Genomic DNA, 13,392 nt, shown 5'->3' on the forward strand with positions numbered 1-13,392 from the left:
TGAGAGGAAACACCGTGATTGTCGTCGCCGGAGAGGCACTGATCGACCTCGTCCCCCAGGGCGTGCCCACCGACGGCGGACCGGGCGGGCCTGGCGGGCCTGGTAGCGAGCTGCCCGCCCTCGCCCCGCGGCTCGGCGGCGGCCCGTACAACACGGCGGTGGCGCTCGGCCGCCTCGGCTCGTCCGTGGCGTTCTGCTCGCGGGTTTCGCGGGACGCCTTCGGGGAGTCGCTGCTCGGCGGTCTGCGGGCGGCCGGGGTGGATGTGTCCCCGGTGCAGCGGGGCGACGAACCGACGACGCTCGCCGTGGCCTCGATCGGCGCCGACGGCTCCGCCGGGTACTCCTTCTACGTGGAGGGGACCGCCGACCGGCTCTTCGCGGTGCCCGAGGCGCTACCGGCGGGCACGCGCGCGATGTCGTTCGGCACCTGCTCGCTGGCGCTCGAACCGGGCGCCACCGCGTACGAGGACGTGATGCGCTCGGCCGCCGCGCAGGGCGTCTGCACGGCACTCGACCCGAACATCCGGGCCGGCCTGATCCCGGACGCGGACGCCTACCGGGCCCGCTTCAAGAACTGGCTGGCGTCGACGACGCTATTGAAGCTCTCCGAGGACGACGCCGAGTGGCTGGGCGGCACACCGCAGGAGTGGCTGGCCGCGGGGCCCGCCGCCGTCGTGATCACGCGCGGCGGGGAGGGGCTCACGGTGCTCACACGGGACGGGGGCGAGTACTCGGTGCCGGGCGAGCGGATCGACGTCGTGGACACGATCGGCGCCGGTGACACCGTCAACGCCGCGCTGCTGCACGGGCTTTCGCGCCAGGACGCCCTCTCCCCCGCCGCCATCGCCGGGCTCGGCGGCGACGACTGGTCCCGGCTGCTGAGGTTCGCCGCGCGGGCGGCGGCGGTCACCTGCTCACGGGCGGGCGCGGAGCCGCCGTACGCCACCGAACTGGCAGGCCCGGCGTGGTGAGGACCGGCCTCGGCAGGACCTGCTCCGTAGGGGCCGGCCGGCCCTGAACGCGCGGCGCCCCGCGGGGAGTTCCCACGGGGCGCCGTCGCTCGTCCCTCGCCGGGACCGGACGTGTGTCAGGCCTTACGGGCCTTCCCGGTCGCCTTCTTGGCCGCGGGCTTCTTCGCGGCCGTCTTGGCGGTCGACTTGGCCGTCGTCTTGGCGGTCGCCTTCACCGCGGCCGTCTTCTTGGCCGGGGCCTTCGTCGCCGCCACGGTCTTCTTCGCCGCCTTGCGGGGGCGCGCCACGGGCACGGCCGCGTCGCTGACCCGGTCGGCACCGAGGACGTCGCGCAGGAACTTGCCGGTGTGGCTCGTCGGGACGGCCGCGACCTCCTCCGGAGTGCCCTCCGCGACGACGAGTCCGCCGCCGTTACCACCCTCGGGGCCCATGTCGACGACCCAGTCGGCGGTCTTGATGACGTCGAGGTTGTGCTCGATGACGATGACCGTGTTGCCCTTGTCGACGAGGCCCGAGAGCACCGTGATGAGCTTGCTGATGTCCTCGAAGTGCAGACCGGTCGTCGGCTCGTCGAGCACGTACACCGTGCGGCCCGTGGAACGCTTCTGCAGCTCACTGGCGAGCTTCACACGCTGCGCCTCACCACCGGAGAGCGTCGGCGCGGGCTGCCCGAGCCGGACGTAGCCGAGGCCCACATCGTTGAGCGTCTTGAGGTGGCGGGCGATCGCAGGGACGGCCTCGAAGAAGCTGTGCGCCTCCTCGATCGGCATGTCCAGGACCTCGGAGATGGACTTGCCCTTGTAGTGGACCTCCAGCGTCTCCCGGTTGTAGCGCGCGCCGTGGCAGACCTCGCACGGGACGTACACGTCCGGCAGGAAGTTCATCTCGATCTTGATCGTGCCGTCACCCGAGCAGTTCTCGCAGCGGCCGCCCTTGACGTTGAAGGAGAAACGGCCCGGCAGGTAGCCGCGCACCTTCGCCTCTGTCGTCTCGGCGAACAGCTTGCGGACGTTGTCGAAGACTCCGGTGTACGTCGCCGGGTTCGACCGCGGCGTGCGGCCGATGGGCGACTGGTCGACGTGCACGACCTTGTCGACGAGGTCGTCGCCGTCCACGCGCGTGTGCCGGCCGGGGACGGAGCGCGCCCCGTTCAACTCCCTTGCCAGGTGCGTGTACAGGATGTCGTTCACCAGCGTCGACTTGCCGGATCCGGAGACTCCGGTGACGGCGGTGAGGACGCCCAGCGGGAAGGACACGTCGATGTCCCGCAGGTTGTTCTCCTTGGCGCCGTGCACGGTGAGGCGGCGTCCGGGGTCCACGGGCCGGCGGATGTCCGGCATCTCGATGGCCTTCTTGCCCGCCAGGTACTGGCCGGTCATCGACTCGGGGTTCTCCAGCAGCCCCTTCAACGGACCGCTGTGCACGACCTTGCCGCCGTGCTCGCCCGCGCCGGGGCCGATGTCGACGATCCAGTCGGCGACCTTGATGGTGTCCTCGTCGTGCTCCACCACGATGAGCGTGTTGCCCATGTCGCGGAGCCGGACGAGCGTCTCGATGAGCCGGTGGTTGTCGCGCTGGTGCAGGCCGATGGACGGCTCGTCGAGCACGTACAGGACGCCGACGAGGCCGGAACCGATCTGCGTGGCGAGCCGGATGCGCTGGGCCTCGCCGCCGGAGAGGGTGCCCGCCGCGCGGTTGAGCGACAGGTAGTCGAGGCCGACGTCGACCAGGAATCGCAGCCGCTCGTTGACCTCCTTCAGGACGCGCTCGGCGATCTTCTTGTCGCGCGCGTTCAGCTTCATCTCGCTCAGGAAGTCGGCGCAGTCGCTGATGGACATGGCCGAGACCTCGGCGATCGACTTACCCAGGACCGTGACGGCCAGGATGAGCGGCTTCAGCCGCGTGCCCTCACAGGTCGGGCAGGGCACCTCGCGCATGTAGCCCTCGAAGCGCTCGCGGCTCGTGTCCGACTCGGCCTCGCTGTGGCGGCGCTTCACGAACGGGACGGCGCCCTCGAACGGCGTCGTGTACCGGCGCTCGCGCCCGTACCGGTTGCGGTAGCGGACCTCGATCTGCGTCTTGTGACCGTTCAGGAGCGCCTTCTTGGCGCGCTGCGGGAGGCCGGCGAAGGGGATGTCCGTACGGAAGCCGAGCGCGTCCGCGAGGGCGCCGATGAGGCGGCCGAAGTAGTCCTTCGTGTGGCCGTGCGACCACGGGTGGATGGCGCCCTCGTCGAGCGACTTGTCCTCGTCGGGGACGATCAGCTCGGGGTCGACCTCCATGCGCGTGCCGATGCCGCTGCAGTCGGGGCAGGCGCCGAAGGGCGAGTTGAAGGAGAAGGAGCGCGGCTCCAGCTCTTCGAAGGACAGGTCGTCGTATGTGCAGTACAGGTGCTCCGAGTACATGCGCTCGCGCTCCGGGTCGCCCTCGGGGAGGTCGACGAAGTCGAGCACGACCATGCCGCCGGAGAGGCCGAGCGCGGTCTCCACGGAGTCGGTCAGGCGGCGCTTGGCGGAGCTCTTCACGGTGAGGCGGTCGACGACCACCTCGATCGTGTGCTTCTCCTGCTTCTTCAGCGTCGGCGGCTCGGACAGCTGGATCGTCTGCCCGTCCACGCGCGCGCGGGAGTAGCCCTTGGTCTGCAGGTCGCTGAAGAGGTCGACGAACTCGCCCTTGCGCTCGCGCACGAGCGGCGACAGGACCTGGAAGCGGCTGCCTTCGGGCAGCTCCAGGACCTTGTCGACGATGGCCTGCGGCGACTGGCGGGCGATGGGCCGGCCGCACTGGGGGCAGTGCGGCTTGCCCACGCGCGCGAAGAGCAGGCGCAGGTAGTCGTAGACCTCGGTGATGGTGCCGACCGTGGAGCGCGGGTTGCGCGATGTGGACTTCTGGTCGATCGAGACGGCCGGGGAGAGGCCCTCGATGAAGTCGACGTCCGGCTTGTCCATCTGGCCGAGGAACTGGCGGGCGTACGACGACAGCGACTCGACGTACCGGCGCTGGCCCTCGGCGAAGATCGTGTCGAACGCGAGGGAGGACTTACCGGAGCCGGACAGACCGGTGAAGACGATGAGGGAGTCGCGCGGGAGGTCGAGCGAGACATTCCGAAGATTGTGCTCGCGCGCGCCACGGACGATGAGACGGTCGGCCACGCCGGTCCGCACCTTTCTGGAGATAAGTGACAGGGGCGGGCCCCCGTCTCTCGCGGTCTGACTCTCGAGGGCGCTCACGCCGCGATCGAGGCGGAGCGGCCCTGAGAAGGCTGTCCTTCGAAGACTAGAGGGAGCCACTGACAACGCCGGTCGGATTCCCTGGTTGGTAACAAACCCGGACCACCAAGCATGCCCGACGTCGCCCTCGACCATATAGCACGTACATTCGATTCATGCGGATCGTAGGCCACCTTCACCCGAACGTGTGGCAGGGCTATCGTCGGCGCCATGAGTGATCATGTGCGCGACCTGGCGTCAGTACGCGAAGCGACCGACCGGCTGCTCGCCGCGGTCGGCACCCTGGACAACGCCGCCGTGGCCGAGCCGTCACGGCTCCCGGGGTGGAGCCGCGGGCACGTTCTCGCCCACCTGGCCCGCAACGCGGACGCGCTCGGCAACGTCCTCGCGGGCCGCCCCATGTACGAGAGCGCCCGGTCCCGCGACGCCGGCATCGAACGGGACGCCCCGCGCGGACTGCGCGAGCAGCTCGGCGACGTACAGGACAGCGCCGAGCGCTTCCGCCGCCTGGGGACCGAGGACGCCGACTGGGCCCGCACGGTGGAGCTGCGCAACGGTGTGAAGGATCTCGCGTCGAACGTGCCGTTCCGGCGCTGGGCCGAGGTCGAGCTGCACCACGTGGACCTCGGGATCGGATACGAACTGGAGGATCTCTCGGCCGAGTTCACCCAGCGGGAGATCAACTTCCTCGCGAAGCGCTTCCGCGACCACCCCGGCCTGCCGCCCCTGCTGATCAAGCAGGACGACGGCCGGATGATCTCCACGGGAGCCGTGCAGGCGCTCACCGTCGAGGAGCTCAAGGCCGGCGAGGGCCCGGGCCCCGAGCTCGGCATCGTCGTCAAGGGCCGCCAGGCGGACCTCCTGGGCTGGCTCGCGGGCCGCAGGGACGGCAGCGCTCTCACCGTCGACCGGGGCTCCCTGCCGCCCCTGCCCCCGCTATAGGCTGAATCCATGACGTACAGCGGAACGGTGAAGGTCGGCGGCCCGGCGGATGTGCACGAGCTGCAGGACCTGATGATCTCCAAGGTCGCGGTCGGACCGATGGACAACAACGCCTACTTGTTGCGCTGCCGCGCGACCGATCAGCAGCTCCTGATCGACGCGGCGAACGAGCCGCGGACGCTGCGGAACCTCATCGGTGAGGACGGCATCGCGGCCGTCGTCACCACACACCGGCACGGCGACCACTGGCAGGCCCTGCAGGAGGTCGTGGAGGCGACCGGCGCGCGCACGTACGCGGGGCGCGAGGACGCCGAGGGGATCCCGGTGGCGACCGACGTCGCCGTCGACGACGGGGACACGATCGAGTTCGGCCACATCACGCTCACGGCCCGCCACTTGGTCGGCCACACGCCCGGCTCGATCGCCCTGGTCTACGACGACCCGCACGGCCACCCGCACGTCTTCACGGGTGACTGCCTGTTCCCGGGCGGCGTGGGCAACACGTGGAAGGACCCCGAGGCCTTCGCGAGCCTCATCGACGACGTGGAGACGAAGATCTTCGGCACGCTGCCGGACGAGACGTGGGTCTACCCGGGACACGGGAACGACACGTCGCTGGGCGCCGAGCGTCCCCACGTCCAGGAGTGGCGCGAGCGGGGCTGGTGACCTGTAGGCGGGCTTTCCCGTCTCGGCCCGCCCTGTACGTCTCGGCCCGCCCTGTAGGCGTCGTTACGCCTGCGCCGTCCCCGGCGCGGCGAGCGCCGCCACCCGCTCCACCCCGAACGCGTATCCCTGCACGCCGCACCCGGCGATCACGCCGTCGGCGCGCAGCGACACGTAGGAGTGGTGCCGGAACTCCTCGCGCTGGTGGATGTTGGAGATGTGGACCTCCACCACCGGCATGCCGTCACAGGTGTTGAGCGCGTCCAGGATCGCCACTGAAGTGTGCGAGTAGGCGGCAGGGTTGATGACGACGCCCACGTGGTTCTCGCGCGCCTCATGGATCCAGTCGACGAGCTCGCCCTCGTGGTTGGACTGCCGGAAGTCCACGGTGGCGCCGTGCGCGGCAGCCGCCTTCACGCACAGGGCCTCGACGTCGGCGAGGGTGTCGCGCCCGTAGATCTCCGGCTGGCGCTTGCCGAGCAGGTTCAGGTTCGGGCCGTTGAGAACCATGATCGGGGCGTTGGCGAGGGTGCGCGGCACAGGAGACCTCCGTAGAAGAGCGTTTGCTCCTTGAGGGTAATCACGGCGCCACTACCGCCCGAAGGGCGGTGGGTACAGCGCGGTCAGGGCGTGACGGCGAGTTCGATGTACGCGGCGAGGATCACCAGATGGACGCCGCCCTGCAACGGTGTCGCACGGCCCGGAACGATGGTGAGGGTCGCGACCACCATGGTCAGCGCGAGCAGCACCATGTGCGTGGCGCCGAGCCCGAGGACGAGCGGCCCGGTCAGCCAGATCGAGGCGATGGCGACGGCCGGCACCGTGAGGCCGATGCTGGCCATGGACGAGCCGAGCGCGAGGTTGAGGCTGGTCTGCACCCGGTCCCTGCGGGCCGCCCGGAGCGCCGCGATGGTCTCGGGCAGCAGCACCAGCAGCGCGATGATCACGCCAACCACCGCATGCGGCATGCCGGCCGCCTCCACGCCCCGCTCGATCGTCTTCGAGACGCCCTTGGTGAGTCCGACGACGGCGACCAGGGCGAGCGCGAGCAGTCCGAGGCTGAACAGGGCGGTCCGGGTACTCGGCACTTCGGCGTGGTCGTCGGCGTCGATCACCTCGCCGTGCTTGGTGATCGGCAGGAAGTAGTCGCGGTGGCGCACGGTCTGCGTCGCGACGAAGAGGCCGTACAGGACGAGCGCGGCGACGGCCGAGAAGACCAACTGGGAGGTGGAGAACTCCGGGCCGAGCTTGCTGGTGGTGAAGGTCGGCAGGACCAGGCAGAGCGTCGCGAGCGTGGCCACGGTCGCGAGGGCTCCCCCGGTGCCCTCGGACTGGAAGATCGCCACGCGGTGCCGCAGCGCGGCCGCGAGCAGGCTGACGCCGACGATGCCGTTGCAGGTGATCATGACGGCGGCGAACACGGTGTCGCGGGCGAGCGTGGAACTCTTGGCCCCGCCGTCGGCCATCAAGGTGACGATCAGCGCGACCTCGATGATCGTCACGGCCACGGCGAGCACCAGCGAACCGAAGGGTTCCCCGACGCGGTGGGCGACGACTTCCGCGTGGTGCACGGCCGCGAGCACGGAGGCCGCGAGGACCACCGCGACGACGGCGACCACGGCACCCGGCAGCTCGCGTCCCCACGTGAACGCGAGCAGCACGATCGCGATCAGTGGCACCACCACGGTCCACTGCGTACTCAGCGCCCGCACTCTGGTGATCATTCATCGATGGTGCCCGCGGCCGGGTGGGGTCGCGACTTCACGCGCGCGGCGCCCGGCGGGCGCAGGGCGTCGCGCGCGTCCCGTCACTTGAGCTCGCGCACGTCCTTGAGGTCGCAGTTGGTGAAGGCCGGCGGGCGGGTGCACAGGGCCGAGAGCTGCCGGTTGAGTTCGGCCACCTCGGGGTGTTCGTTGCTGCGCATCGCGTCGTCGTAGGACTCGAACTCGATGATCGCGAGATAGCGGCCAGTGGTGTCCCGGTCCTTGAGCATCATCCGGTGCGTGGGACCGCCCGGAGTGCCCTGCATCCGCTGCTCGAAGGCGTCGAGCAGCTCCCTCATCTCGCCGAACCGCTGGGACTCGAAGTCGATGATCTGGACGAACTTCATGGGGTCCTCCCCCGTCGTGCCCTCGCGCCCCCGCGGGACGCGCTCAGGGCACAAAGAAGCACCGGGAGGGGCCCGCGGCAATCGGCCGCGCACCGCTCCCGGTGCTGGTAATTCCTACGCCCGACGCCGTCAGGCCTCGATGCTGTCCTTCTTAGCCGCCTCGGCCGCGTCCTTCTCGGCCTGCTTCTTCGAGGCGATGAGGCTGGTGATCGTCGTGATGATCAGGACGCCGCAGATGACGGAGAGCGAGACCGGGATGGAGATCTCCGGTACGTGCACTCCGGACTCGTGCAGCGCGTGCAGGACCAGCTTCACGCCGATGAAGGCGAGGATCACCGACAGGCCGTAGCTGAGGTGCACCAGCTTCTTGAGCAGGCCGCCGATGAGGAAGTACAGCTGGCGCAGCCCCATCAGCGCGAACGCGTTCGCCGTGAAGACGACGTACGGGTCCTGGGTCAGGCCGAAGATCGCCGGGATCGAGTCCATCGCGAACAGCACGTCGGTCATGCCGATGGCGAGCATGACGACCAGGAGCGGCGTCATGACCTTCTTGCCGTGCTGCTGGATGAACAGCTTGGTGCCGTGGTACTGGTCCGCGACGCCGAACTTCTTTTCGATCGACTTAAGGACGCGGTTCTCCTCGAACTCCTCGTCCTCCTCGTCGGTCATGGCCTCCTTGATGAGCTTCCACGCGGTGTAGATGAGGAACGCGCCGAAGATGTAGAAGACCCACGAGAAGTTGGCGATGACCGCGGCGCCCGCCGCGATGAAGATCGCCCGCAGTACGAGCGCGATGAGCACACCGAAGAGCAGCACGCGCTGCTGCAACTGGGTGGGGACCGAGAACTTCGCCATGATCAGGATGAAGACGAAGAGGTTGTCCACACTGAGCGACTTCTCGGTGATGAAGCCCGCGAAGAACTCGCCGCCGGCCTGGCCGCTGCCCCAGACCATGAGGCCCACGCCGAACAGCGCGGCGAGCACGATCCAGACGACCGTCCAGATGCCCGCTTCCTTGATCGATACGTCGTGGGGCTTTCGCCCGATGAAGAAATCGACCGCGATCAGGGCGCATAGACCGAGAACGGTCAGCACCCACACACTCATTGATACGTCCACTACTGCGCCTCCGGCGTCGTACGGCTACTGATCAGCGTCGTCGCTGCCGGAGGTCTCTTCCACCCGAGCGCCTGAGCGCGTCTCGAGCCGACGCCCCGGGATCGAAGGCCTTCGGGCCTGTCGTCCGTATTGACGGGAACGCCGCGTTGGAGTACTCCCCTCCGCGTCAAGGAGCGTACTCGAAACACCCATGAAAGGTAAAGGGAAAGGTAAAGTATTCACCAAGTCCGCAGGTCGAAGGTCCGTCAGAGGCCCGCCAAAGACCCCTTCCCGTTCAGCTGCCGTCGTGGGTCCGCTACAGACTGGGCAGGATCGCGGGCATCAGGTCCTGGAAGGTTCGGCCGTTGGAGGGCGCGCCCAGGGCCGTCATCTTCCAGCCGCTGCCGGCCCGGTGCACCTTCGCCATGATCTGCGCCGTGTACTTTCCGCCGCCGTCGAGCGTGTAGCGGGCCAGCTCCTGACCGTTCGTCTCGTCGACCAGGCGGCAGAACGCGTTCTGCACCTCCTGGAAGGTCTGCCCCGTGAAGGAGTTGACCGTGAAGACGATCTGGTCGATGTGGGCCGGGACGCTCTGCAGATCGACGACGATCGACTCGTCGTCGCCGCCCTGTCCCGCACCGCCGACCAGATTGTCCCCGGTGTGCCGCACCGAGCCGTCGTCGCTGATGAGGTGGCGGAAGAAGACCACGTCGACGGGCTGCTTGTCGGCGAAGAGAACCGCTGACGCGTCCAGGTCGATCTGGCGCGTGCGGGTGCCGAACAGGCCGCGCCGAGGAGCCGCCCGCCAGCCGAGTCCCATCCGTACGGCGGTGAGGGTGCCCCCGCCCTGCTTCTCCAGACTGATGGCCTGACCCTTGGTCAAGTCGATGCCCACGCGCTGTCCCCTCTCGAACCGTCCCCTGTTGCCGCGCCATGTGCGTGGCTGGGCCAAACCCTAGAGGGCGGTACTGACAACGCCGCCGCCGTGGACGGGGTTTGTGGCGGTCCTGCGACACGCCCCGGCACCCCGCCCCGCGTGGCAGGTCAGGCGATGCCCGCCTCCTTCATCTGGCGCAGCTCCTTCTTCATCTCCGACACCTCGTCGCGCAGCCGCGCCGCGACCTCGAACTGAAGGTCACCGGCGGCGGCCCGCATCCGCTCGGTCAGCTCCTCGATCTGCTCGGACAGCTCGGCCGCGGGACGGTCGGTGGGAACCGTCTCGTCCGCCTTGCCGCGCTTCTTCTTGGCCGGCGCCTTGTCCGCCTTCCCGGCCGAGGGAACGGGGGCCTTGGCACCCTTTCCGTCCTTGCCGCCCTTGCGGTACCCGGTGCCGAGCAGCGCCTCCGTATCGACGTCCTCGCGCGCGATGGACGCCACGATGTCGTTGATCTTCTTGCGCAGCGGCTGGGGGTCGATCCCGTTCGCCTCGTTGTACGCGACCTGCTTCTCCCGGCGGCGGTTGGTCTCGTCGATGGCCTTCTCCATCGCCGGGGTGATCTTGTCGGCGTACATGTGGACCTGCCCCGAGACGTTTCGCGCCGCGCGGCCGATCGTCTGGATCAGCGACGTGCCGGAGCGCAGGAAGCCCTCCTTGTCGGCGTCGAGGATCGCGACCAGGGACACCTCGGGCAGGTCGAGGCCCTCCCGCAGCAGGTTGATGCCGACCAGCACGTCGAACTCGCCCGCGCGCAGCTCGCGCAGCAGCTCGACGCGGCGCAGCGTGTCGACGTCGCTGTGCAGATAGCGCACCTGGATGCCGAGCTCGATGAAGTAGTCCGTGAGGTCCTCGGCCATCTTCTTGGTGAGCGTGGTGACCAGGACGCGCTCGTCCTTCTCCGTGCGCGTACGGATCTCGTGCACCAGGTCGTCGATCTGGCCCTCCGTGGGCTTCACGACGACTTCCGGGTCGATGAGACCGGTGGGGCGGATGATCTGCTCGACGTGCCCGTCCCCGCGCGAGAGCTCGTACTTGCCGGGGGTCGCCGACAGATAGACGGTCTGGCCGATGCGCTCCTGGAACTCCTCCCACTTCAGGGGTCGGTTGTCGAGCGCGGAGGGCAGGCGGAAACCGTGGTCCACGAGGGTGCGTTTGCGGGAGGCGTCGCCCTCGTACATGGCACCGATCTGCGGCACGGTGACGTGCGACTCGTCGATCACCAGCAGGAAGTCGTCCGGGAAGTAGTCGAGCAGCGTGTTCGGCGCGGAGCCGGGCTCGCGGCCGTCGAAGTGCATCGAGTAGTTCTCCACGCCGGAGCAGGAGCCGATCTGGCGGAGCATCTCGAGGTCGTACGTGGTCCGCATGCGAAGGCGCTGGGCCTCGAGCATCTTGCCCTGCTTCTCGAGCTCGGCGAGGCGCTCCTCCAGCTCCTTCTCGATGTCGTTGGCCGCGCGCTCCAGGCGCTCGGGGCCGGCCACGTAGTGGGTCGCCGGGAAGATGTACAGCGAGTCGTCGTCGCTGATGACCTCGCCGGTGAGGGGGTGGAGCGTGGAGAGCGACTCGATCTCGTCACCGAACATCTCGATGCGGACCGCGAGCTCTTCGTAGACGGGGAAGATCTCGATGGTGTCGCCGCGCACCCGGAAGGTGCCGCGCTGGAACGCCACGTCGTTGCGCGTGTACTGGATGTCCACGAAGCGGCGCAGCAGGTCGTCCCTGTCGATCTCGTCCCCGACCTTCAGGGGGACCATGCGGTCCACGTACTCCTGCGGAGTACCGAGACCGTAGATGCAGGAGACGGAGGCGACCACGACGACGTCCCTGCGGGTCAGCAGCGAGTTCGTCGCGGAGTGGCGCAGGCGCTCCACCTCCTCGTTGATCGAGGAGTCCTTCTCGATGTACGTGTCCGACTGCGGCACGTACGCCTCGGGTTGGTAGTAGTCGTAGTACGAGACGAAGTACTCGACCGCATTGTTCGGCAGGAGCTCGCGGAACTCGTTGGCCAGCTGTGCGGCCAGCGTTTTGTTCGGCGCCATCACGAGCGTGGGCCGCTGGAGCTTCTCGATCATCCACGCCGTGGTGGCGGACTTGCCGGTGCCGGTCGCGCCGAGCAGGACGACGTCCTTCTCGCCTCCCGTCACGCGCTTCTCCAGCTCGGCGATGGCCGCGGGCTGGTCACCGCTGGGCTGGTACGGGCTGACGACCTCGAAGGGTGCCACCGTGCGTTCGATCTTGGATACGGGCCGCATGGAATCCACCGTACGACCCACCACTGACAACCGGGCCCGAACCACTGTCGGGCCCGGCCTTCAGGGGCTCCCGGTCACCAGTCCTGCGGTGCGCGCGAAGCCGACCGGCGCAGGGGGCGGCGCAGGCGCGTGACGGCCGGCGCGGGGGTCCCGAGCCGGTCCTGTGCCGCTCGGCTGTCCCGCCAGTCGGGGCGGCCCGTGACCAGCATCGGGTCGAACACGACGACCACGCCGGCCAGGAGCAGGAAGCTCAGCGGGCCGATCAGCATGGGCCCGAGGATGGCGGTGGCCGAGTCCCCTCCGGGGGAACCGACGGCATCGGTGTGCGCATGGACGCTGACCCCCGCCATCGCCATGTAGTGCATCCCCGAGACGGCGAGCCCCATGACCAGACTCGCGCCGAGGCTCCACAGGATGCCCCGTACCTGGACGGCCGCCCACAGGGCCGCGGTCGCCGCCGCCATGGCGATGATCACGGAGGCGACCACGGTGAACGTGTTGTAACCGACCGTCCCGTGAAGACGCATTCCGGCCATTCCGAGGTAGTGCATGGACGCCACTCCGAGGCCCGTGATGGTGCCTCCGGTGAACAGAGCGGTGCCGGTCGCGCCCTTGTAGCCGACGATGAAGACGCCGATGCCGACCATGAGGATGGCCACACCGAGACTCGCGAACGTCGTCAGCGGGTCGTAGCGGATCGGCATGCCCTCCACGCTGAAGCCCATCATCGCGATGAAGTGCATGGTCCAGATCCCGGAGCCGATCGCCGCGGAGCCCAGCGCGAGCCATCCCACCCGCCAGGTGTGCGCGACGAGCAGGGATCTGGTGGTGCAGCGCAGCCCCAGGGCGCCTCCGAGGCAGGCCATGAGGTACGCCACCACCGGTGTGACGAGCCCGTAACTGAAGCCGTCGACCGAACCCTGCATGTGCGGCAGCCCTTCCGCCTGGTTTCTGTGAGATGTGCAGCTCGTCCCTTCGCGCGCGGCGCCCGGGGCGACCGCGGGTGAGGCAGAAATTAAAGCGCACATGGGAACGTCCGAACGATTTTCCGGCAAAGAAACCGGTCGCACGACACGGGGGTCGACCGCAGTTGAGTGACTCCGTTCAACTCCTGACCATCCTGCGCCTACTCTTCGTTCGCTCTCTGCTGTCAATCTCGTACAGTCCGTGATTCCACGACACATGAGGAGCA

11 protein-coding genes are annotated in these 13,392 nt (G+C 68.7%); 3 read left to right on the forward strand and 8 right to left on the reverse strand.

Annotation, left to right across the window (positions count from 1 at the left end):
* The first annotated feature begins 14 nt into the window (after window positions 1–14).
* The gene (locus ACIRHA_RS24215; protein WP_403849377.1) at window positions 15–971 is read left to right on the forward strand and encodes a carbohydrate kinase; all 957 of its coding nucleotides are present in this window, start codon (window positions 15–17) and stop codon (window positions 969–971) included.
* Window positions 972–1,087: 116 nt separating this feature from the next.
* Here the strand turns inward: ACIRHA_RS24215 and uvrA are convergent, their stop codons facing one another.
* On the reverse strand, window positions 1,088–4,123 hold the full coding sequence (gene uvrA / locus ACIRHA_RS24220; protein WP_403849380.1) for an excinuclease ABC subunit UvrA: 3,036 nt from the start codon (window positions 4,121–4,123) through the stop codon (window positions 1,088–1,090).
* Window positions 4,124–4,411: 288 nt separating this feature from the next.
* On the opposite strand from uvrA, the gene ACIRHA_RS24225 reads away from it, so the two are divergent.
* Both ACIRHA_RS24225 and ACIRHA_RS24230 read left to right on the forward strand, forming a co-directional pair.
* Window positions 4,412–5,143, forward strand: a complete 732-nt coding sequence (locus tag ACIRHA_RS24225; RefSeq protein WP_403849382.1) for a maleylpyruvate isomerase family mycothiol-dependent enzyme — start codon at window positions 4,412–4,414, stop codon at window positions 5,141–5,143.
* Window positions 5,144–5,152: 9 nt separating this feature from the next.
* Window positions 5,153–5,809: an MBL fold metallo-hydrolase gene (locus tag ACIRHA_RS24230; RefSeq protein WP_403849384.1), complete on the forward strand. Its 657-nt coding sequence runs from the start codon at window positions 5,153–5,155 to the stop codon at window positions 5,807–5,809.
* Between the two features lie 63 nt (window positions 5,810–5,872).
* Here ACIRHA_RS24230 and aroQ read toward each other — a convergent pair whose 3' ends face one another.
* From aroQ to ACIRHA_RS24265, 7 genes are all read right to left on the reverse strand, one after another.
* A complete protein-coding gene (gene aroQ / locus ACIRHA_RS24235; protein WP_266720848.1) occupies window positions 5,873–6,346 on the reverse strand; it encodes a type II 3-dehydroquinate dehydratase in 474 nt (157 codons plus the stop codon).
* Window positions 6,347–6,429: 83 nt separating this feature from the next.
* A complete protein-coding gene (locus tag ACIRHA_RS24240; protein WP_403849387.1) occupies window positions 6,430–7,530 on the reverse strand; it encodes a calcium:proton antiporter in 1,101 nt (366 codons plus the stop codon).
* A gap of 83 nt (window positions 7,531–7,613) precedes the next feature.
* Window positions 7,614–7,916 carry a hypothetical protein gene (locus tag ACIRHA_RS24245; RefSeq protein ID WP_403849390.1) on the reverse strand — a complete coding sequence of 101 codons (303 nt, stop codon included), beginning with the start codon at window positions 7,914–7,916 and terminating at the stop codon, window positions 7,614–7,616.
* Between the two features lie 129 nt (window positions 7,917–8,045).
* Window positions 8,046–9,035 carry a TerC family protein gene (locus tag ACIRHA_RS24250; protein WP_403849394.1) on the reverse strand — a complete coding sequence of 330 codons (990 nt, stop codon included), beginning with the start codon at window positions 9,033–9,035 and terminating at the stop codon, window positions 8,046–8,048.
* A gap of 295 nt (window positions 9,036–9,330) precedes the next feature.
* Window positions 9,331–9,909, reverse strand: coding sequence for a TerD family protein (locus tag ACIRHA_RS24255; protein ID WP_403849397.1), 579 nt, complete (start codon window positions 9,907–9,909; stop codon window positions 9,331–9,333).
* Between the two features lie 149 nt (window positions 9,910–10,058).
* Window positions 10,059–12,200 carry an excinuclease ABC subunit UvrB gene (gene uvrB, locus ACIRHA_RS24260; protein WP_403849400.1) on the reverse strand — a complete coding sequence of 714 codons (2,142 nt, stop codon included), beginning with the start codon at window positions 12,198–12,200 and terminating at the stop codon, window positions 10,059–10,061.
* A 74-nt stretch (window positions 12,201–12,274) separates the two neighbouring features.
* Window positions 12,275–13,126 carry an MHYT domain-containing protein gene (locus ACIRHA_RS24265; protein WP_403849403.1) on the reverse strand — a complete coding sequence of 284 codons (852 nt, stop codon included), beginning with the start codon at window positions 13,124–13,126 and terminating at the stop codon, window positions 12,275–12,277.
* Between the last annotated feature and the right edge of the window lie 266 nt (window positions 13,127–13,392).

Origin of the sequence: Streptomyces sp. NPDC102360 (assembly GCF_044766085.1) — a bacterium.
Taxonomy (GTDB): domain Bacteria; phylum Actinomycetota; class Actinomycetes; order Streptomycetales; family Streptomycetaceae; genus Streptomyces.